This window comes from Bradyrhizobium sp. BRP56 (assembly GCF_020194035.1).
GTDB classification, from domain to species: Bacteria; Pseudomonadota; Alphaproteobacteria; order Rhizobiales; family Xanthobacteraceae; genus Bradyrhizobium; species Bradyrhizobium australafricanum.
Map to the genome: position 1 here is coordinate 54,247 of NZ_JADYVV010000034.1, position 20,556 is coordinate 74,802.

Here is a 20,556-nt window from a genome sequence, read left to right on the forward strand (position 1 = left end):
GAGGTGGCTGCGGCGATGACGACCGAGCCCCGAAAACCACCGCCGCAGTTCATCTTCCGCCTGAAGCGCGTGCTCGGCGGCCAGTCCGGCTGGACTGGCCTTGCCGTGCAGATCGTGTTCGCGGCGGTGTTGGCCTGGGTCGCCTATGAGATCGTGGCCAATGCCCGCGCCAACCTGGAGACGCAGCGCATTGCCTCCGGGTTCGGGTTTCTCAAGAACAATGCGGGCTTTGATGTCAGCCTGAACCTGATCCCGTATTCGGGGTCGGACACCTATACGCGGGTGTTCTTTGTCGGCCTGCTCAACACGCTGCTGGTTGCGGGCATTGGCATCGTCTTCGCCACCATCATCGGCTTCATCATTGCGCTGTGCCGGCTGTCGCCGAACTGGCTGCTGGCGCGGTTCGGCGAGATCTATGTCGAGATCGTGCGCAATCTGCCGCTGCTGTTCCAGCTGTTATTCTGGTACCTCGCGGTGCTGGCGGCGCTGCCGGGGCCGCGCCAGAGCATCTCGCTGTTCAACGCTTTTTTCCTCTCCAATCGCGGGCTGGTGATTCCGCGGCCGATCGGCGAGCCCGGACTTGATCCGTTTCTGATCGCGCTTGCGATCGGCATCGCAGGCGCGCTGGCGCTGCGCGGCTACGCAAGGCGGGCGCTGTTTCAACGCGGGCAGGCGATCCGTATCTGGCCCTATGTGCTCGGCCTGCTGGCCGGATTGCCGCTGGTGACGATGCTGGTGTTCGGGCTGCCGGTGACCTTCGAGCTGCCGCAACTCAAGGGCTTCAACTTCGCCGGCGGTGCGCGGGTGATTCCGGAGCTGGTTGCGCTGGTGGTCGCGCTGTCGACCTATACGGCGGCCTTCATCGCCGAGATCGTCCGCGCCGGCATTCTGTCGGTCCATAAGGGACAGATGGAAGCCGGCTCGTCGCTCGGCCTGTCGCGCGGCACCACCTTGCGGCTGATCGTCGTGCCGCAAGCGATGCGCGTCATCGTTCCGCCGCTGACCAACCAGTACCTCAACTTGACCAAGAATTCGTCGCTGGCGGTCGCGATCGGCTATCCCGACCTGGTCTCGGTATTCGCCGGCACGACGCTGAGCCAGACTGGCCAGGCGATCGAGATCATCGCCATCACCATGGGCGTGTACCTTCTGATCTCGCTGGTCACCAGCGCGATCATGAGTGTCTATGGCTGGCGCATCAACCGGAGCCTTGGGGCATGACCGACGCCACCGCGTCATCCTTCGTCCGGCAGGACCTGGTGCCCGAGCGCCGGGCGCCGGTGAAGACCACCGGCCTCGTCGGCTTCATCCGCACGCGGCTGTTGAATTCGCCGACCAACATCCTGCTGACGATCCTGGCGCTGGGGCTGCTCTGGTACACGATCGTTCCCGCGTTCAAGTTCCTGCTGGTCGATGCGGTCTGGAGCGGCAAGGACCGCAATGCATGCCTCGCCGAGACCGCCGGCCGTCAGGTCGGCGCCTGCTGGCCCTACATCCAGGCCAAGCTCACCCAGCTGATCTACGGCTTCTACCCGGAAGCCGAACGCTGGCGCGTCAACCTGACCTTCGTCCTTGCGGCCGTCCTGTTGCTGCCACTCCTTATTCCGCGCCTGCCGGCGAAGGGCCTGAATGCGAGCCTGTTCTTCTTCGCGTTCCCGGCGGTCGCCTTCTTCCTGCTGCGCGGCGGCGGACTAGCCGGTTTCGGCGTCAGCTGGGTCGCGAGCCTGTTGCAGCTGTTCGACGACAGCATCGTCAATGCCGGTCAGGCGCTGGTCAATCTCAGCCGGAGTTCGGCGATCGGGCCACTGCTGTGGGCCGTCGGCAACATCATCGTGCTCGCCGGCAGCCTGATCGGCTGGCTGATCTTTCCGCTGACCTGGCTGCGCGAGCAGCTCCAGATGTCGAGCCAGCCGCTGTGGTTCGACTTCCTGCTGACCACGGCGATCGTCTCGCTGATCCTGTTTTTCCTCGGCGGCGGCGTGCGAGCCGGACAACGGGCGCTGTTCGGGAGCCTGGCGAGCTTTGCCGGCATCGCGATCGTGATCAAGCTGATGGGGCTCGACCGCGGCGGACTGCCCATCGTCGACACCAGGCTGTGGGGCGGCCTCCTGGTGACGCTGGTGGTGTCGGTCACCGGCATCGTCACCTCGATGCCGATCGGGATCGCGCTGGCGCTGGGCCGCCGCTCGACCATTCCGCTGATCCGGATCTTCTCGATCGCCTTCATCGAGTTCTGGCGCGGCGTGCCGCTGATCACGGTGCTGTTCTTCGCAACCTATATGCTGCCGCTGTTCCTGCCGGGCAACTTCAACGTCGACGGGCTGGTTCGCGCGCTGATCGGCATCGCGCTGTTTGCCGGCGCCTACCAGGCCGAGGTGGTGCGCGGCGGCCTTGCCGCGATCCCGCGCGGGCAGGGCGAGGCGGCGAGCGCGCTCGGCCTGTCCTGGTGGAAGACCACGTCGCTGATCGTGATGCCGCAGGCGCTGCGCCACGTGATTCCGGGTCTCGTCAACAGCTTCATCGCGCTGTTCAAGGACACCTCGCTGGTTTCGATCGTCGCGCTGTTCGACCTCTTGGGGTCGTTGCATGCGACGTTCTCCGATCCGACCTGGTCGACGCCGACCACGGCCTTTACCGGCTTCGCCTTCGCTGGAATGATCTACTTCGTGTTCTGCTTTGGAATGTCGCGCTACTCGCTGTTCGTCGAAAATCGGCTCAACGCTCACCGCCGCCACTGAACAAGGTCACCATGTCCACAACCCCGATCGTCAACATTTCCGCTCTCAACAAATGGTACGGCGACTTCCACGTGCTGCGCGACATCAACCTGGAGGTCGGCAAGGGGGAGCGCATCGTGATCTGCGGCCCGTCCGGTTCGGGCAAGTCGACCCTGATCCGCTGCATCAACGCGCTGGAGGAGTTCCAGGAGGGCGAGATCGTGGTCGACGGCATCGACCTCGGCCCGAACCTTCGTCGTGTCGACGAAGTCCGCCGCGAGGTTGGCATGGTGTTCCAGAGCTTCAACCTGTTCCCGCATCTCACCGTGCTCGACAATTGCACGCTGGCGCCGATCTGGGTGCGCAACATCCCGAAGAAGGATGCCGAGGCCACTGCGATGAAGTTCCTCGAGCGGGTCAAGATCCCGCATCAGGCCAACAAGTTTCCCGGCCAGATGTCGGGCGGTCAGCAGCAGCGCGTTGCGATCGCCCGCGCGCTGACCATGAACCCGAAGGTGATGCTGTTCGACGAGCCGACTTCGGCGCTCGACCCGGAGATGGTAAAGGAAGTGCTCGACACCATGGTCGATCTTGCCAGGGAGGGCATGACCATGCTGGTCGTGACCCATGAAATGGGCTTTGCCCGCGAGGTCGCCAACCGCGTCGTCTTCATGGACGCCGGCCAGATCATCGAATCGAACACGCCGCAGGAATTCTTCGCCAACCCGCAGCACGCGCGGTCGAAGCTGTTCCTGAGCCAGATTCTGCGGTGATTTCTGCCGTCATTGCGAGCCACCCGGTCGGCGCAAAGCGCCGCCGGATGACAGGCTCCGCGAAGCAATCCAATCTTGCGCATCGGAAGCATGGATTGCTTCGTCGCAATAGCTCCTCGCAATGACGTCTGCGGGGACGCATTCGCTCCCTAGACCAGCGGCAGCTCGATGTTACTGCGCTTTTCCAGCCATTCCGGGACCGGCAGGTTCTTCGAGCGCATGAAGGCCGGGTTGAACAGCTTGGACTGATAGCGGTTGCCGGAGTCGCAGAGGATGGTGACGATGGTCTTGCCGGGGCCGAGCTGCTTGGCGAGCTGGATCGCGCCTGCGATGTTGACGCCGGTCGAGCCGCCGAGGCACAGGCCTTCGTGCTCCAAAAGCTCATAGATGATGGTCACGGCTTCCTCGTCGGAGATCAGGAACGCGGTGTCGACCTTCGCCGTCTCGACCACCGGCGTGACGCGTCCGAGCCCGATGCCTTCCGTGATCGAATCGCCCGGCGTCGATTTGACCTGCCCATTCTTGAACAGTTCGTACATCCCGAAGCCGTGCGGATCGGCACAGGCGGTGACGATGGCCGGGTTCTTTTCCTTCAGGTAGCGGCTGATGCCGGCAAGCGTGCCGCCGGTGCCGACCGAGCAGATGAAGCCGTCGACCTTGCCGTCGGTCTGCTGCCAGATTTCCGGTCCGGTCGAGTCGTAATGCGCCTTGGGATTGTCGAGATTGTTCCACTGGTCGGCAAACAGCACGCCGTTCGGTTCGGTCTTGCGCAGCTGCTCCGCGAGACGCCTGCCGAGATGCTGATAGTTGTTCGGATTGGCGAAGGGCAGCGCCGGCGCCTCGACCAGCTCGGCGCCGCACAGCCGCAGCATGTCCTTCTTTTCCTGGCTCTGCGTCTCCGGAATGACGATCAGGGTGCGGTAGCCGCGCGCACTCGCCACGACCGCAAGCCCGATCCCGGTATTGCCCGCGGTCGACTCCACCACGAGGCCGCCGGGCTTCAGCGTGCCGCGCCTCTCGGCCTCCAGGATCATCCATTTGCCGGCACGATCCTTCACCGACTGGCCCGGGTTCATGAATTCGGCCTTGCCGAGAATGGTGCAGCCGGTCAGTTCGGACGCGCGTTTCAGCTTGATGAGGGGGGTGTTGCCGATCGCTTCGATGACGTCTTTGTTGAATATCATGTCGGGGAATTTCTTTGCCGGGCTGTGTCTTGCTTGGCGAACCTAGTGTGCTGATCGAAAAAGGGAAGGGCTTTTGCACTGCGGCAAAAGACGGGTTCAACACGCTTGACCTCGCACGCGCGGATGTCTCGAGCTTCGGGAGAACGCCGTTTTGCGGCGGTCGGGTCGGCCAGCAGAATCATCCTGTGGTCCGCGGTTTTGCATGAGTTGCGCGCTCTCGGCCAATCAAGACCTGACGGCGCGGTGCGCAGTGGCGCGAGTCTGGCGCCGCGCCGGCACATCTTGCGGATTCAATGCAACAGGAGCCGAGAAATCCCCATGAAATCTTTGTAAGAATCGTGACTTCCGGCACCGGGCCGAAAAGCGCGGAAATGCCGTAAAAAATAGGGAAAAGTCGGCATTCAAGGTAGCCACGAATCGCTTGTGATGCGACGCCGCGCAATTGTGACGGGGCTGTCCGCCCCATTGTCCCAAGGGTAGGATGGGACAGGCAGGTTCCATTTGAAGCATACCCCCGTGAACGTCACCCAGACCATCGCTGAACGCGTCATTCGTGCGCCACGGGCGAAGTCTGGCTTCGGCGGAGAACGGGTGTGACCCAGCCGGTGTCCGTGATGGTGCCTGGAGGCCGGTTCGGCCTCGCCGTCCGCGCGCGCCGCCTCGCGGCACGCTCGCTTGTTGCGCTCGGCCTGGCCGCCGGCTCCGCCGGCTGCATTCTGACCAAGGACATTCCTGATCCGGCGCTCGACGTGCCGCAGGGCTACAAGGCCGCGCGTCTCGGCGGGCCGGGTGACGCGCTTCCGACGCTCGATTGGTGGCGGGGCTTCCGCTCCAAGGAGCTGACGCAGCTGATGGAGGAGGCGCAGACCGTCAACCTCGACATTGCAGCTGCGGTTTCGCGCTTCCGCCAGGCCGACGCGCTGGCGCGGCAGGCCGGCGCGGCGCTGCTGCCGACCCTCAATCTCAACGGATCGGAAACCTACTCGCGCACCTCCGGCTCCAGCGCCAGCGGCCTCACCAATGGCGGGCGCGAGGTGGTGAACTACAACGCCTCGCTGAGCGCCAGCTATCAGCTCGACTTCTGGGGCCAGAACCGCGACGCCGCGCAGGCGGCGGAGGAGACCGCCGTTGCCAACCGGTTCGACCGCGAGGTGGTGGCGCTGACCACGCTGGCAAGCGTCGCCAATGCTTATTTCACCGTGCTGGCGACGCAGGACCGGCTTCGCACCGCGCAGAGCAACATCGCCAGCGCCGAGCGCATCCTCAATGCGATCAAGGAGCGCTTCAAGGCCGGCACCGGCTCCGATCTCGATGTCGCGCAGCAGGAGAGCGTGCTCGCCAACCAGCGCGCGCTGGTGCCGCCGCTGCGGCAGACGCTCGCCCAGAATATCAACGCGCTCGCCGTGCTGGTGTCGCGCCCGCCGGAAAGCGTGCGCGTCTCCGGCGGCTCCCTCAACCCCGTTGCGATCCCGCGCGTCACGCCGGGCCTGCCGTCTGAATTGCTGACCCAGCGTCCCGACATCCGCCGGCAGGAGGCGCAGCTTGCATCCGCCACCGCCAATGTCGGCAGCGCGCGGGCGCAGTTCTTCCCGAGCATCCAGCTGACCGGGACGGGTGGCTACCAGAGCCAGGCGCTGGTCTCGCTGTTCCAGCCGCATGCCGCCTTCTTCAACCTGGTCGGCAGCATGACCCAGCCGATCTTCGACGGCGGCCGGATCCTCGGCAATTTCGAATACACCAAGGCCAAGCAGGACGAGTTGCTGCAGACCTACCGCAAGACGGTGGTGCAGTCGTTCACCGACGTCGACAATGCACTGGTCGCGATCCGCGAGACCACGCGCCGGCTGCAGCTGCAGCGCGACGTGCTGTCGTCGTCGCGGCGCGCCTTCGACCTCGCCGAGCAGCAGCTCAAGGCCGGCACCGCCGATATCGTAACTGTGCTAAACACGCAGCTGACCCTGTTCCAGGCGGAAGATGCCTATTCGCAGGCCCAACTGGCCCGGCTATTGGCGATCGTGAGCCTATATCAAGCATTAGGGGGCGGCTGGGAACCGAAGATGGAAAGACCGGTCGATGCTCTTTAAGCCCGACTCGACGGACGACGAGAAACGCACGGCGCCGCGCAAGCGGACCCTTCTCTCGCGCGTGCTGGGGCGCATGGTGTCCTTGCTCATCACGCTCGTGATCCTCGGCGGGCTCGGCTATCTCGGCTGGCTCGCCTTCCAGCCCAAGCAAAATGGCGGCGGCGGGCGCGGCGCGGGCGGGCGGCCTGACCTGCCGGTGCCGGTGCTGGCGGCCACGCCGCAGGTGCATGACGTGCCGGTTTATCTCGACGGCGTCGGTTCGGTGAGGGCGCTGAATACCGTGACCGTGCGCTCGCAGGTCGACGGCAAGCTGCTCAAGGTGAATTTCGTCGAGGGCCAGGACGTCAAGAAGGACGACGTTCTGGGCGAGATCGATCCGGCGATCTATCAGGCGCAATACGACCAGGCGGTGGCCACGAAGGCCAAGGACGAAGCGCTGCTCGCCAATCAGAAGATAGACCTAGCCCGCTATGAGCAGCTCGCTGCCAGCAACGCGGGCTCCAAGCAGCAGGCCGATACGCAGCGTGCGCTGGTCGCACAGCAGGAGGCCATCATCAAGGCCGACCAGGCCCAGATCGACAATGCGCGCGCCACGCTCGGCTACACCAAGATCGTCGCGCCGATCTCCGGTCGCGCCGGCCTGCGCCAGGTCGACCAGGGCAACATCATCCACGCCGCCGATACTACGGGGCTCGTGATCCTGACCCAGCTGCGGCCGATCGCGGTGTGGTTCAGTTTGCCGCAGCAGCAGATCATGCGCGTCAACGCCGCGGCGGCGAAGGGCCAGCTTGCGGTCGATGTGTTCGGCAATGACGGCGTCACCGTGATCGATACCGGCAAGCTGACCGGCATCGACAACCAGGTCGATCCGACCACCGGCACGCTGAAGCTGAAGGCGGAATTCCCCAACGCCAGCTACCAGCTCTGGCCCGGCCAGTTCGTCAATGTCCGCCTCAAGGTCGAGACCCTGCCGCAGGCCATCGTGGTGCCGACCTCCGCGGTGCAGCGCGGTCCCGCTGGCACGTTCAGCTACGTGATCGGTGAGGGCGATATCGTCACCGCCAAGCCGGTCACGGTCACGCAGCAGAACGAGCATGAGGCCGTCATCGCCAGCGGCCTGACCACGTCGGACCGCGTCGTGACGACCGGCTTTGCCAATCTCGCCGATGGCGCGAAGGTCGTGGTCGGCAAGGACGACGGGCCGCCGGCCGCCGATCTCGCGCCACGCAAGCGCAGCCGCAACCCTGACGGCAAGCGCGGGGCGCAAGGCGAAGGTCAAGGCAAGGACGGTAAGAAAGACTGGCAGGGCAAGGACGGTGAGCATCGCGGCCGGCACGAGCATAGCGAAGGCGATCAGAAGGGGCAGACCGGACCGGCGCCCGCGCCGGCAGCAGGGGGCGAACAGTCGGGCGGCGCGCCGAAGGCGCAGCCATGACTAGCATCCTGACTTCGTAATGTCCGATCTTACAGCGAGTACGCAGCCATGAGCGTCTCCGAACCGTTCATCCGCCGGCCGATCGCCACCTCGCTGCTCGGCATCGCCCTGATGATCGGCGGTGCGCTCGGCTATTGGGCGCTGCCGGTCTCCGCGCTGCCGCAGGTCGACTTCCCGACCGTGCAGGTGACGACGCAACTGCCGGGCGCCAGCCCCGACGTGGTGGCCTCGCTGATCACGGCGCCGCTGGAGCGGCAGCTCGGGCAGATCCCGTCGCTGTCGTCGATGAACTCGACGAGTTCGTTCGGCGTCAGCCAGATCTCGCTGCAGTTCGACCTCAACCGCGACATCGACGGCGCCACGCAGGATGTGCAGGCCGCGATCAACGCTGCCGCCGGCATTTTGCCGAAGACGCTGCCGTATCCGCCTGTCTATGCCAAGGTGAACCCGGCGGACGCGCCGGTGATGACGCTGGCGCTGACCTCGGAGACGATCTCGCTGCGGGCGATGAGCGATCTCGCCGACACCATTCTGGGCCAACGGCTGAGCCAGATTTCCGGCGTCGGCAGGGTCTCGATCCTCGGCGGCCTGAAGCCGGCGGTGCGCGTGCAGGCCGATCTGGCCCGGCTTGCGGCCTATGGCATCGCGATGGAGGATTTGCGTAACGCGATCGCCGGCGCCAACGTGTCGGGGCCGAAGGGTTCGCTCGACGGCGCCCAGCAATCCTACACCATCGCCGCCAACGACCAGATCGCCGCCGCCGACGCCTACCGGCCGATCATCATCGCCTATCGCAACGGCTCGCCGGTCACGATCGGCGACGTCGCCCAGATCGTCGACGGGCTGGAGAACGACCGCACCGGCGGGTGGTACCAGGGCACGCCGGCCGTCATCATCGACATCCAGCGCCAGCCGGGCGCCAATGTCATCGACGTCGTCAAGCAGATCCGCGGCGAAATCCCGCGGCTGCAGCGGGCGGTCCCGGCCGGCGTCAAGCTGACCATCGTCTCCGACCGTACCGTGACGATCCGCGCCTCGGTGCGCGACGTTCAGTTCACGCTGATCCTGAGCGTCGTGCTGGTGACACTGGTGGTGCTCTTGTTCCTGCGGTCGCTGCGCGCGACCCTGATCGCCGGCGTCGCGCTGCCGCTGTCGCTGATCACGAGCTTCGGCATCATGTATTTCGCGGGCTTCAGCCTCGACAATCTGTCGCTGATGGCGCTGACCATCGGAACCGGATTCGTGGTCGACGACGCCATCGTCATGATCGAGAACATCGTCCGCCACATGGAAGACGGCGAGACGGTGATGGAGGCCTCGCTGAAGGGGGCCAGTGAGATCGGCTTCACCGTGATCTCGCTGACGGTGTCGCTGATCGCGGTGTTCATCCCGCTGCTGTTCATGTCCGGCCTGGTTGGCCGCATGTTCCGCGAATTCGCGCTCACTTTGACGATCGCGGTCGTGACCTCGGCGATCGTCTCGCTGACGCTGACGCCGATGATGTGCTCGCGGCTGCTCAAGAACATCCATGAGGAGATGGCGGTCCCGGGCCTCGCGGCGGTCAGCCGCTTCATCGACCGCATGGTGGAGTTCTACCATCGGACGCTGCTCTGGGTGCTGCGGCGCCAGCGCGCGACGCTGCTGGTGACGTTCGCGACCATCGCGCTGACGCTGATCATGTATGTGCTGGCACCGAAGGGTTTTCTGCCGCTGCAGGACACCTCATCGATCACGGCGGTGACCGAGGCCGGACCCGACGTCTCGTTCGCCGAGATGCAGCGGCGGCAGAGCGCGGTCTCAAACATCATCAAGGCCGATCCTGATGTGGTCGGCGTTGTCTCGGTGATCGGTTCGGGCTCGGTCAATCCGACCACCAATGTCGGCCGGCTGGTGATGACGCTGAAGCCGCTCGACCAGCGGCGCGAGGGCGTCGTCAAGGTGATCGAGCGGCTGAAGGAGAAGATCGCGACGGTGCCCGGCATGACGGTGTACTTCCAGCCGGTGCAGGACGTGCAGATCTCGACCCAGTCGAGCCGCTCGCAATACCAGTACACGCTGACCGCGACCGACGCCGCCGAGGTCTCGCAATGGGCGCAAAAGCTCGTCGCGGAGATGCGGCGCGACCCGATCTTCCGCGATGTCTCCTCGGAGGCGCAGGAGGGCGGCCTGCGCGCGGCGCTCGACGTCAACCGCCAGCGCGCCGGCCAGCTCGGCGTCAGTCTGCAGGGCGTCACCGACACGCTGAACGATGCCTTCGCGCAGCGGCAGATCTCGACGATCTACGGCCAGGCCAACCAGTACCGCGTCGTGCTCGAAGCGCTGCCGATGTATCAGCGCGACCCGTCGATTCTCGACAAGCTCTATCTGCCCGGCGCCAACGGCGCGCAGGTGCCGCTGTCGGCGGTGGCGACGCTGGTCCGGACAACAGCGCCGCTCGCGATCTCGCACCAGGCGCAATTCCCGTCGGTCTCGCTCAGCTTCAACCTGGCGCCGGGCGAGGCGCTGGGCGACGCGGTCGCGGCCGTGAAGGCGATCGAGAGCAGGATCGGAATGCCCGGCAGCATCGTCGGGATTTATTCCGGCGACGCCGCCGAATTCTCGCGCTCGCTCGCCGGCCAGCCCTGGCTGATCCTGGCGGCGATCATCACGATCTATATCGTGCTCGGCGTGCTCTATGAGAGCTATATCCATCCGATCACCATCCTCTCGACGCTGCCATCGGCCGGCGTCGGCGCCATCCTCGCCTTGATGCTGTGCGGGCAGGATCTTTCGGTGATCGGCCTGATCGGCATCATCCTGTTGATGGGTATCGTCAAGAAGAACGCGATCATGATGATCGACTTCGCGCTGGAGGCCGAGCGTCACCAGGGCATGTCGTCCTATGACGCCATCGTGCAGGCCTGCCTGCTGCGCTTCCGCCCGATCATGATGACGACGCTGGCGGCGCTGTTCGGCGCGCTGCCGCTCGCGATCGAGAGCGGCACCGGCGCCGAACTGCGCTTCCCGCTCGGTATCTCGATCATCGGCGGCCTGCTGCTGAGCCAGCTGCTGACGCTCTACACCACGCCGGTGATCTATCTGGCGCTCGACCGTCTCAACCGCCGGATCGAGCGGGCCGTGCCGGAGCCGGGTCCCAGCGGCCCGCCGATCGCGGGCGCCACCGAGGGCATGCAGTGATCTCGATCTCCGAGCCCTTCATCCGCAGGCCGGTGGGCACCACACTGCTTGCGATCGGGCTGTTCCTGGTCGGGATCGTCGCCTACCAGTTCCTGCCGGTGTCGTCGGTTCCGAATGTCGATTTCCCGACCATTCGGGTGTCGGCGTCCAGGCCGGGGGCCGATCCCTCGGTAATGGCCGCGACCGTCGCCGCACCGTTGGAGCGCAAGCTCGGCACCATTTCGGGCGTCGACCAGATCACCTCGACGAGCTCGCTCGGCATCACCAGCATCCAGGTGCAGTTCTCGATCGGCCGCAATATCGACCGCGCCGCGCGCGACGTGCAGGCCGCGATCAACGCCTCGCTCGCCGATCTGCCGAGCGACCTGCCGTCGCTGCCCAAGTTCCGCAAGGCCAACCCGGCCGCGTCGCCGGTATTCGTGCTGGCGCTGACCTCGAAGACGATCTCGACCAGCGCGATGTACGATGTCGCCGACACGGTGCTGGCGCAGCGCATCTCGCAGGTGCCGGGAGTGGGCGAGGTGACCGTCAGCGGCGCCGACCAGCCGGCGGTGCGCATCGCGCTCAACCCGGTGTCGCTGGCGAACGCCGGAATCGCGACCGACGACGTCCGGCTCGCGATCATCAATGCCAACCCGCTGGGACCGGTCGGCATCTTCAATGGCGGCCGGCTGAGCGAGACGCTCTCGATCAACAAGCAGATGCGCACCGCGGCCGAATTCCGCGACATCGTCGTCAAGAGCTCGAACGGCAATTACGTCCGCCTCGCCGACGTCGCCGAGGTCGAGGATTCCGTGCGCAACTCGCGCTCGATCGCCTGGTTCAACAAGCAGCCGGCGGTGCTGATCCAGATCACCAAGCAGGGCGACGCCAACGTCATCGACACCGTCGACGGCGTTCGCAGGATGCTGCCGGAACTGAGGAAATGGATTCCGGCGGGCGTCGAGATCTCGACCCTGGTCGATCGCACCGGAACGATCCGCGCCAGCGTCGAGGACATGCAGTTCACGCTGCTGGCGACCGCCGTGCTTGTGATGATCGTGGTGTTCGTGTTCCTGCGCCGGGTGGTGCCGACGATCGCCGCCGGCGTGTCGGTGCCGCTGGCGCTGGCCGGCACCTGCGCCGGAATGTGGCTCGCCGGCTTCTCGATCGACAATCTGTCGCTGATGGCGCTGGCGATCTCCGTCGGCTTCGTGGTCGACGACGCCATCGTGATGATCGAGAACATGTACCGCAATCTCGAGCAGGGCATGGCGCCATATCCGGCCGCGGTCGAAGGCGCCAAGCAGATCGGCTTCACGGTGTTGTCGATCTCGCTGTCGCTGATCGCGGCCTTCACGCCGCTGATCTTCATGGATGGCATCGTCGGGCGGCTGCTGCGCGAATTCTCGCTGACGCTGGTGTTTGCGATCGCGGTCTCGACCGTGGTGTCGCTGACCATCACGCCGATGATCTGCGCGCATTACATCAGGGGGGCGACCTCGGATCACGCCACCTGGTACGACCGCATTATCGAGGGCACGCTGTCCCGAGTCGTGGCGTTCTACGCAGCGACGCTGCGGATCGTGCTCGGCTATCCCTTCCTGACCCTGGTGGTGTTCTTCGCCACCGTCGCGCTGACGGTGACGCTCTACATCAAGACGCCGAAGGGTTATTTCCCGACCGACGACAGCGGCTTCGTGATCGGCTCGACGCGGGCATCGGCGGATATCTCGTTCCAGGCGATGCTTCAGCTGCAGCAGCGGCTCGCCGACATCGTGATGGCCGACCCCGCGGTCGCCGGCATCGGCTCGTCGGTCGGCTCCGGCGGCGGCCCGGGCGGCGCCACCTCCAACCGCGGCACCATGTTCATCAGCCTGAAGCCGCCGGAGGAGCGGGGAGGGATGTCGACCGCGCAGGTGATCGACCGGCTGCGCCGCAACCTGTTCATGGTGCCGGGCATCCGCCTGTTCATGTTCGCCGCCCAGGATATCCGAACCGGCGGCCGGCAGAGCGATTCCGACTACCAGTACACGCTCGCCTCGACCGACCTCGAGCTGTTGCAGAAATGGGCGCCGATCGTGGCCAAGCGCATGGAGACGGTGGAGGGCATCACGGACGTCTCCTCCGACCGCGATCCCGGCGGCCTGCAGCTCAACCTCGTGATCGACCGCAAGACCGCCTCCAGCCTCGGCGTCCGCGTGCAGGACATCGACAACGCGCTCAACAACGCCTTCTCGCAGCGGCAGATCTCGTACATCTACACCCAGCGCAACCAGTACGTGGTGGTGCTCGAGATCGATCCGAAATTCCAGAGCGATCCGTCGAACCTCGAGCGCATCTACGTTGCCGGCGCCAACGACGTGCAAGTGCCGCTGTCGGCGCTGGTGCACTACCAGCGTGGATTATCGGCGCTCGCGGTCTATCACTCTGGCGGCTTCCCCTCGACCACGGTGTCGTTCAACCTGCTGCCGGACGTGCCGCTGGAGGTCGCGACGACGAACATCCAGCAGGCGGTCGACGAGCTGCACATGCCCGAGGGCATTCGCGGCAGCTTCGACGGCAATGCCGGCGATTTCAACAAGACCAGCGGGCGGCAGCCGCTGCTGATCCTCGGCGCGCTGGTTGCGATGTATATCGTGCTCGGCGTGCTCTATGAGAGCCTGGCGCATCCGATCACGATCATCTCGACGCTGCCGTCGGCCGGCCTCGGCGCCTTGCTCGCATTGCAGGTGACGAACACGCCGCTGACCGTGATCGCCTTCGTCGGCATCATCCTCTTGATCGGCATCGTCAAGAAGAACGGCATCATGATGGTCGACTTCGCGCTCGAGGCCGAGCGGCATCAGGGCCTGTCGTCGCGGGACGCGATCTTCGAGGCCTGCCGCGCGCGCTTCCGTCCCATCCTGATGACGACGATGGCCGCGCTGTTCGCCGGCATTCCGCTGGTCATCGCGACCGGCCCGGGCACCGAGCTGCGCCGGCCGCTCGGCATCACCATCATCGGCGGCCTGTTCGTGTCGCAGATCCTGACGCTCTACACGACACCGGTGATCTATCTGTTGATCGACCGGCTGCGCCAGCGCCGCGAGCCGTCAGGCGTGCATGCACCCGCGGAATAGTTTGAATTGCACGATTGCAAGCGTATAGCGGAGCGATGTCCGAACCGACCGAAGCAAAAGCCGATATTGTCGCCGAGATCGAGGAGTGCGCGTATTGCGGCAAGCCGTTGCCGCTGTGCATCTGCGACAGCGTCACGCCGATCGAGAGCCGCATCCAGCTCCTGATCCTGATCCATCCGCAGGAGCAGGACAGGGCGCTCGGCACCGCGCGACTGTTGGCACAGCATTTCGAAAACGCCGTGGTGCGGATCGGGCTGTCCTGGCCGAGCCTGGCCAAGGCGCTCGGCCGGCCGGTACCTGATCCATCGCGCTGGGCGGTGCTCTATCTCGGCTCCGCCAAGGTCGAAGACCTCGATACCGATGCCGAGATCGTTGCGATCAACCGCAAGGGCGAGCTGGAGCCGCATCAGCGCGGGATCCTCGCCGACATCGAGGGCATCGTGCTGCTCGACGGCACCTGGAGCCAGGCCAAGGCGCTGTGGTGGCGCAATGCCTGGATGCTGAAGTGCCAGCGGGTGATTCTCGGGCCGAAACGACCCTCGCTCTACGGCAGACTGCGGCGGGAACCGCGCCGCGACGGCCTGTCCACCATCGAGGCCGCCGCGATCCTGCTGGCGGGGCTGGAGAAGCGGCCGGATATTGCCGCAACGTTAACTAATAGTTTCGAGCGGATGCTGGCGAGATTCCGCGAAGTGCAGGCCAAAATGCCGGAATTGGCGCCAAAACCGAAGAAGCGGGACTTTCGCAGACGCCGGCGTTAGCCGTCCGGCTCGGTTGCCTATCGGAGAGAGGCCGTATATGAAGTCCGCCGCAAGGGGCCACGTGGCGGAGTGGTTACGCAACGGTCTGCAAAACCGTGTACACCAGTTCAATTCTGGTCGTGGCCTCCACTCATCTCATCAATGGCTTGCAGCCAACAAATGAGAAGCCGCATTAACTCGCGGCGTACCAACCTTCAGGAAACGGAATCAGCGGCCACGGCGCCTGGTTGTCATTGGCCGCGCGTGGTGGCGGCTGAATGCGGGGCGAGGGCTGAGCCACGAAATCCTCCTGAGCAATGGGCGCGATCGCCGTTCGCACGGCGTCCAGCAGCAGATCAAATTCGACTTCGCTCATCACGCTCTCCGAGGTTCGAGAGCGCCATGGTCGCAAAACTGTCTTCGGTCCGGATTGAGCGATTCGTTCGAATTTTATGAAAAGAACGATGGCGCCCGCTTTGGTTAATGAATCGTTGGTGATCCCTTCGGGAACCTAGGTCGGCATGGCCGCACCTCGTGTGAAACAAATCACAACTTTCTAAAAACTCTTGCCGGGATTCCCGGCGCGGCCTGCTCGCCGGGCTCTATTTCGCGTTCTCGGCTTTCGTCATGACCGCGCTCGGCCGCATCGATCAGGCCGCCGGCATCTCGGCGATGAACGCGATCAATGTCGATATCGTCCGCTCGCCGTTCATGCCGGTGTTTCTCGGCACCACGCTGTCCTGCGCCGTGCTGGTCGTGCTCGGCGGGCTCAGATGGCAGGAGCCGGGCGCGGTTGCGATGATTTGCGGCGGCGGCCTCTACGTGGTCGGCATGTTCGTCGTCACCGTCGTCTTCAATGTGCCGCTGAACGATCAGCTTGCGGCCTCTGACCCGGCGGGCACGTCGGCGGCGTCGGTTTGGGCGCGCTATCTGACCGACTGGACCTTCTGGAACCACGTGCGGACCATCGCCTCGCTGGCCGCGACCGCGCTGTTCATCGTTGCCATCGCCGGGCGGTAGCCAACCCCGTTTGCGCGAGGAGCTGGGCCGTGGCGCCCCTGACAGAATCGCGGGCGCCGCGTGGCCGCCGCGCTGGCGGTGGTTTCCAGGCGCCCGCAGGAGCGCGGCCGGGCCTGCGGGCTGGGCATGTCGCACGCCGGGCGACAGGTAAGCCCTTGTATCGCAGAGGCTTACCGTGCGCGCTAAAGTTTCGCCGGAGGGGCCATTTGGTTCTTTGCAAGGCCGAAAGGCTTTGTTATACGCTGCCCGCTCGCGAACAGATGTTCGCCTATTCCTCGGTAGCTCAGCGGTAGAGCATTCGACTGTTAATCGAATGGTCGCTGGTTCGAATCCAGCCCGGGGAGCCAGTTTGGTCTGGCCCCATCGATCCCCCAAATCGCCATCACAAGCCCGTGGTCCGCAGCGGACAGGCCGAAAACGTCGTCAAATCGACTCAATAGCCGTCGACACTTGCTCCCGCCGGGTCTTGAGAGGTGATTTTGATGGCTATTAACCTGATCGACCTGTCGATGCCGCAGCCGACGCTCGTTCCGAATGATGCCCCCGACATCAGTGACGATGAGTGCGTCCGCCGGCTCGCGAGGGCCGTCGAGGAGCATGATTCCGAGCATCTCGATGAAGTGGCCCGCCTGATCGGCCGACTCGCTGTCACGATCGAATAGACGGCGCCACGAGCGCGTTTTGGGAGCGCGTTTTGCACGCCAGCGGCGTGTTGCGTTTTTGCGGAGCTTGTTCCAAAAGATGGCCCTGTTCTAGCTTCTCCAGCGGCAATGCCGCGACTTGCAGGGTCTCCGCCAATGACCGGTTTTTCGACCGCGCGCCAGTATATGGTCGATGGTCAGGTGCGTCCGAGCGACGTGACCGATGATCGCATTCTCGATGCCATGCTGACCGTGCCGCGCGAGGTCTTCGTGCCGGCCAGCAAGCAGGCGCTGGCCTACCTCGACCTCGACCTCGATGTCGCCGAGGGCGGTACGACGAGGCGCTGCCTGATCACGCCGGCGCTGCTCGCCCGGATGCTCCAGGCCGCCGAGATCAAGGCCACCGACCGCGTCCTGGTGGTCGGCTGCGCGACCGGTTACGCCGCCGCCGTGGTGGCGCGCTTTGCCGCAAACGTCAGCGCGACCGAAAGCGATCCGGCGCTTGCCGCAAAGGCGACCACAGCCTTCGCCGAGCTCGGGATCCAGAATATCACCGTCAAAACGGCCGCGGCCGCCGACGGCGATGCCGCCGGCGCCCCGTTTGACGTCATTATCCTCAATGGTGCGACGGAGATCGTCCCGACCGGGCTGTTCGGCCAGCTCAAGGAGGGGGGCAGGCTGGTCGGGGTGTTCGGCTTGTTGCCGCCGCCGCGCGCCACCCTGGTGACGCACTCCCACGGGGATTTCGGCCATCGCGAGCTGTTTGACGCCTCGGCCCCCGTTTTACCCGGATTCGAGCGAGTTCCCGCCTTCGTCTTCTGACCCTCTCCTGCGGCGCACGGGCTGATAAAATCCCGTTCCGAATCAGAAGTGTGGCCCGTTTGCCCCATGTGAAGAGTTTCGACCGTGTTCCGTTGCGGGGTAGTTCCGTTGGCCCTAGCTGCGGACTAAGGTGAGGCGGGACTCACTTCGACTGAAGCGACCGCCGGACTGATTTGCGTGTGGGAGACGGCGACTACAATGATTGGATTTCCGGGGATGCGTGGGGTGAAGGTTGTCACCGCGGCTGCGACTGCCGTCCTTCTGTTGGCGGAGATGGGCCCTGTGCCCGCACTCGCCGATACAATCGAGGCCGCGCTGGTGCGGTCCTACCAAAACAATCCCCAGCTGAACGCGCAACGCGCGCAGGTGCGGTCAACTGACGAGAACGTTCCGCAGGCACTGTCGGGCTACCGCCCGAAAGTCGCACTGACGGCAAGCGCGGGGTACCAATACACCGATACGCTGACCACACAGGGTGGCGACGCGAACAATCTTGTCCGCACCCAAATCCATGGCGCCAACGCCCCACGCAGCGCAGGCCTCACGGTCAACCAATCGCTGTTCAACGCGCAGACCGCGCCCAGGGTGCGCGCGGCGGAAAGCCAGGTCTCGGCGGCGCGCGAGGGCCTGCGTGTGCTCGAGCAAACCGTGATCCTGAGCGCGGCCACGATCTACATGGACTATCTCCGCGACTCCGCCATCGTCGAGGTTCAGCGCAGCAACACGCGCGTGCTGGAACAGACGCTGAAGCAGACCCAGGATCGCTTCAATGTCGGCGAAGTGACGCGCACCGACGTCGCGCAATCCGAAGCGCAGCTTGCGGCAGGCAAAACCCAGCAGCTCACCGCCGAATCGAACCTGACGACGACGCGATCGAATTTCCGCCGCATCATCGGCAACGAGCCGCAGAATCTCGCGCCGGGCTCGCCGGTCGACCGCTTTCTGCCAACGACGCTTGCGGCTGCCGTCGATCTCAGCCTGACCCAGAATCCGAACGTCACCTCGGCGATGTACGGCGTCGACGTCAACTTCCTGCAGGTCAAGGTCAGCGAGGGTGCGCTGTTCCCGTCGGTCAACCTGCAAACGTCCGTGCAGCAGCAGTACGAGCAGACCATGATCAGCCAGCGCGCGTTCAGCGCGGGAACGGCGGTCCAGCTGTCGGTTCCGCTCTACCAGGGCGGTGCGGAATACTCGCTGATCCGCCAGTCCAAGGAATCGCTGGCGCAGCAGCGCCTCGTGCTCGAACAGACCCGCGATCAGGCGCGCGCCAACGTCGTCACCGCGTGGGGCCAGTTGGTCGCCGGCAAGTCGCAGGTGGCGTCGGCACAGGCGCAGGTGACCGCGTCGGAGATCGCCCTGAACGGCGTGCGCGAAGAGGCCAAGGCCGGTCAGCGCACCACGCTCGACGTGCTCAACGCGCAGCAGGCGCTCGTCAACGCGCGCAACGCGCTGGTCACCGCGCAGCACGACCGCGTCGTCGCGTCCTATAACGTGCTGAGCGCGGTTGGCCGCTTGTCGCCGCAGGTGCTCGGCCTTTCGACCAACGTCTACGATCCGAGCGTGCATTACCAGCAGGTTCGTGACAACTGGGCCGGCGTACGCACGCCCGACGGCCGCTAAACACCTTCGCATCATCATCGCTTGTCGCGTCATGTTTGTGGTTCTGAGTTAATCAGGACCACAAACAGGCGCGTTTGCTTGCATTCGATAATTGGCCTGACATACCGTTTTGTCGGGCGGCAAGGCGATTCGCGGCGCGCCGGCGTAGCGTGATGACAGGTGCGACGCCACCTGTGATCACGCTGCATTGGGCGACACGAAGCTTGCACAAGGCCTCGGGCGGGCTTGATCTGGGGACAAGTCGGGCGGGAGCAATGAAAATCTCCGCCCGCATCATCGGAACCGGCGAATCCTCTCAGGCTTGATGTAAAATCGTTTCGATGTGGAGTCGGAGATGACGCAACCTGCGAAGGTCCAAGAGCCCTCGATGGAGGAGATCCTGGCGTCGATCCGTCGCATCATTGCCGACGACGAGGCGAAGCCGGCCGCGGCCGAGAAGCCTGCGGCTGCCGCTGCAGCGCCGGCGCCGAAGGTCGAGCCAGCACCAGCAGCCAAGCCCGCGATGAAGAGCCCGCCGCCCGCAGCGCCACCAGCTGCGAAGGCCGCCGCGCCCGCGCCGAAATCACCGCCGCCTGCGCCAGCACCGGCGGCCAGCAACAGTCAGGACGACATCGACTCGCTGCTCGCCAGCCTCGATGAGGCGACGCCCGCAACCGAGATCAGGCCGTCGCCGCAGCCCGCGGCCCAGCCCGAAGCCGACGTGTTCGAACTCACCGACGAGATGGCGCTGCCGGACCCGGCCGCCGCGCCGTCGTTCCGCAAGGTCGAGCCGCAGGACGACCTCGAGTTCACGGAAGCGCGGAGCCGGGCGCCGGAACCGGCCCGGGAGCCGCCGGCAATCGAGACCGCGCCCATGCAGCAGATCATCTCGGGAACCACGATGCGGGCCGTCGAATCGGCCTTCAACTCGCTGGCCAACACCGTGCTGAGCAACAATGCGCGGACGCTCGAGGATCTGGTCAAGGAGATGCTGCGGCCGATGCTGAAGTCCTGGCTGGACGACAATCTGCCCGGGCTAGTCGAGCGGATCGTCAAGGCCGAGATCGAGCGGGTATCCCGCGGGCGTTAGCTCCGCCGCGGGCGCTAGCTCCGCCGCCGGCGCGAGGCTGGCTCCTGCCGTTGGGCCTGGCGGCCCTCAATCACCTCCCCAAATGCCCTAAACGTCGATTTGACGTGCCGGTCCGGTTGACTTGGTGCGCTCCGGCGGCTTTCTAACGCTTTCCATGGTCCACAGCGCATTGT

15 protein-coding genes and 2 tRNA genes are annotated in these 20,556 nt (G+C 65.2%); 15 read left to right on the plus strand and 2 right to left on the minus strand.

Translation table 11 applies throughout. From position 1 onward, the window contains the following. Window positions 1-15: 15 nt before the first annotated feature. Genes I6F38_RS23535 through I6F38_RS23545 form a run of 3 tightly spaced genes read left to right on the plus strand, consistent with a single transcriptional unit; the run spans window position 16 to window position 3,490 of the window. Window positions 16-1,221: an ABC transporter permease subunit gene (locus I6F38_RS23535; protein WP_225161970.1), complete on the plus strand. Its 1,206-nt coding sequence runs from the start codon at window positions 16-18 to the stop codon at window positions 1,219-1,221. Further along, complete coding sequence (locus tag I6F38_RS23540; RefSeq protein ID WP_225161971.1) at window positions 1,218-2,738, plus strand: amino acid ABC transporter permease; 1,521 nt, start codon at window positions 1,218-1,220, stop codon at window positions 2,736-2,738. Before I6F38_RS23535 ends, I6F38_RS23540 begins: the two co-directional genes overlap by 4 nt. An 11-nt stretch (window positions 2,739-2,749) precedes the next feature. Continuing rightward, window positions 2,750-3,490, plus strand: a complete 741-nt coding sequence (locus tag I6F38_RS23545) for an amino acid ABC transporter ATP-binding protein (RefSeq protein ID WP_225161972.1) — start codon at window positions 2,750-2,752, stop codon at window positions 3,488-3,490. Window positions 3,491-3,639: 149 nt separating this feature from the next. Here I6F38_RS23545 and I6F38_RS23550 read toward each other — a convergent pair whose 3' ends face one another. Further along, on the minus strand, window positions 3,640-4,674 hold the full coding sequence (locus tag I6F38_RS23550; protein WP_225161973.1) for a cysteine synthase A: 1,035 nt from the start codon (window positions 4,672-4,674) through the stop codon (window positions 3,640-3,642). A 614-nt stretch (window positions 4,675-5,288) separates the two neighbouring features. Here I6F38_RS23550 and I6F38_RS23555 point away from each other — a divergent pair. From I6F38_RS23555 to I6F38_RS23580, 6 genes are all read left to right on the plus strand, one after another. Further along, the gene (locus I6F38_RS23555) at window positions 5,289-6,758 is read left to right on the plus strand and encodes an efflux transporter outer membrane subunit (protein ID WP_225161995.1); all 1,470 of its coding nucleotides are present in this window, start codon (window positions 5,289-5,291) and stop codon (window positions 6,756-6,758) included. Further along, the gene (locus I6F38_RS23560) at window positions 6,748-8,193 is read left to right on the plus strand and encodes an efflux RND transporter periplasmic adaptor subunit (protein WP_225161974.1); all 1,446 of its coding nucleotides are present in this window, start codon (window positions 6,748-6,750) and stop codon (window positions 8,191-8,193) included. Before I6F38_RS23555 ends, I6F38_RS23560 begins: the two co-directional genes overlap by 11 nt. 48 nt (window positions 8,194-8,241) lie before the next feature. Continuing rightward, a complete protein-coding gene (locus I6F38_RS23565) occupies window positions 8,242-11,370 on the plus strand; it encodes an efflux RND transporter permease subunit (protein WP_225161975.1) in 3,129 nt (1,042 codons plus the stop codon). Further along, window positions 11,367-14,471 (plus strand): efflux RND transporter permease subunit, encoded by a 3,105-nt coding sequence (locus tag I6F38_RS23570; RefSeq protein WP_225161976.1) that lies wholly within the window; start codon window positions 11,367-11,369, stop codon window positions 14,469-14,471. Before I6F38_RS23565 ends, I6F38_RS23570 begins: the two co-directional genes overlap by 4 nt. Before the next feature lie 35 nt (window positions 14,472-14,506). After that, the gene (locus tag I6F38_RS23575) at window positions 14,507-15,232 is read left to right on the plus strand and encodes a tRNA-uridine aminocarboxypropyltransferase (RefSeq protein ID WP_225161977.1); all 726 of its coding nucleotides are present in this window, start codon (window positions 14,507-14,509) and stop codon (window positions 15,230-15,232) included. A 55-nt stretch (window positions 15,233-15,287) separates the two neighbouring features. Next, window positions 15,288-15,361 (plus strand) — tRNA-Cys (locus I6F38_RS23580). A gap of 43 nt (window positions 15,362-15,404) precedes the next feature. On the opposite strand, the gene I6F38_RS23585 is transcribed toward I6F38_RS23580, so the two are convergent. Continuing rightward, a complete protein-coding gene (locus I6F38_RS23585) occupies window positions 15,405-15,587 on the minus strand; it encodes a hypothetical protein (protein WP_024584196.1) in 183 nt (60 codons plus the stop codon). A 251-nt stretch (window positions 15,588-15,838) separates the two neighbouring features. Here I6F38_RS23585 and I6F38_RS23590 point away from each other — a divergent pair, with 251 nt between their 5' ends. From I6F38_RS23590 to I6F38_RS23615, 6 genes are all read left to right on the plus strand, one after another. Then, on the plus strand, window positions 15,839-16,231 hold the full coding sequence (locus tag I6F38_RS23590) for an anthrone oxygenase family protein (RefSeq protein ID WP_249794265.1): 393 nt from the start codon (window positions 15,839-15,841) through the stop codon (window positions 16,229-16,231). Window positions 16,232-16,503: 272 nt separating this feature from the next. Next, window positions 16,504-16,578 (plus strand) — tRNA-Asn (locus tag I6F38_RS23595). A 135-nt stretch (window positions 16,579-16,713) separates the two neighbouring features. Continuing rightward, entirely contained in the window at window positions 16,714-16,893 is a 180-nt protein-coding gene (locus I6F38_RS23600) for a hypothetical protein (protein WP_016842100.1), read from the plus strand. 135 nt (window positions 16,894-17,028) lie between these two features. Continuing rightward, on the plus strand, window positions 17,029-17,694 hold the full coding sequence (locus tag I6F38_RS23605; protein ID WP_225161978.1) for a protein-L-isoaspartate O-methyltransferase: 666 nt from the start codon (window positions 17,029-17,031) through the stop codon (window positions 17,692-17,694). Between the two features lie 216 nt (window positions 17,695-17,910). Next, window positions 17,911-19,314 (plus strand): TolC family outer membrane protein, encoded by a 1,404-nt coding sequence (locus tag I6F38_RS23610; protein ID WP_225161979.1) that lies wholly within the window; start codon window positions 17,911-17,913, stop codon window positions 19,312-19,314. A 334-nt stretch (window positions 19,315-19,648) separates the two neighbouring features. Continuing rightward, a complete protein-coding gene (locus tag I6F38_RS23615; protein WP_225161980.1) occupies window positions 19,649-20,383 on the plus strand; it encodes a DUF2497 domain-containing protein in 735 nt (244 codons plus the stop codon). The last annotated feature ends 173 nt before the right edge of the window (window positions 20,384-20,556 follow it).

Bases quoted from the DNA above. Each gene is read 5' to 3' on its own strand.
- I6F38_RS23535 (WP_225161970.1), top strand. From the start codon at position 16: ATGACGACCGAGCCCCGAAAACCACCGCCGCAGTTCATCTTCCGCCTG.
- I6F38_RS23540 (WP_225161971.1), top strand. From the start codon at position 1,218: ATGACCGACGCCACCGCGTCATCCTTCGTCCGGCAGGACCTGGTGCCC.
- I6F38_RS23545 (WP_225161972.1), top strand. From the start codon at position 2,750: ATGTCCACAACCCCGATCGTCAACATTTCCGCTCTCAACAAATGGTAC.
- I6F38_RS23550 (WP_225161973.1), bottom strand. From the start codon at position 4,674: ATGATATTCAACAAAGACGTCATCGAAGCGATCGGCAACACCCCCCTC.
- I6F38_RS23555 (WP_225161995.1), top strand. From the start codon at position 5,289: ATGGTGCCTGGAGGCCGGTTCGGCCTCGCCGTCCGCGCGCGCCGCCTC.
- I6F38_RS23560 (WP_225161974.1), top strand. From the start codon at position 6,748: ATGCTCTTTAAGCCCGACTCGACGGACGACGAGAAACGCACGGCGCCG.
- I6F38_RS23565 (WP_225161975.1), top strand. From the start codon at position 8,242: ATGAGCGTCTCCGAACCGTTCATCCGCCGGCCGATCGCCACCTCGCTG.
- I6F38_RS23575 (WP_225161977.1), top strand. From the start codon at position 14,507: ATGTCCGAACCGACCGAAGCAAAAGCCGATATTGTCGCCGAGATCGAG.
- I6F38_RS23585 (WP_024584196.1), bottom strand. From the start codon at position 15,587: ATGAGCGAAGTCGAATTTGATCTGCTGCTGGACGCCGTGCGAACGGCG.
- I6F38_RS23590 (WP_249794265.1), top strand. From the start codon at position 15,839: ATGACCGCGCTCGGCCGCATCGATCAGGCCGCCGGCATCTCGGCGATG.
- I6F38_RS23600 (WP_016842100.1), top strand. From the start codon at position 16,714: ATGGCTATTAACCTGATCGACCTGTCGATGCCGCAGCCGACGCTCGTT.
- I6F38_RS23605 (WP_225161978.1), top strand. From the start codon at position 17,029: ATGACCGGTTTTTCGACCGCGCGCCAGTATATGGTCGATGGTCAGGTG.
- I6F38_RS23610 (WP_225161979.1), top strand. From the start codon at position 17,911: ATGCGTGGGGTGAAGGTTGTCACCGCGGCTGCGACTGCCGTCCTTCTG.
- I6F38_RS23615 (WP_225161980.1), top strand. From the start codon at position 19,649: ATGACGCAACCTGCGAAGGTCCAAGAGCCCTCGATGGAGGAGATCCTG.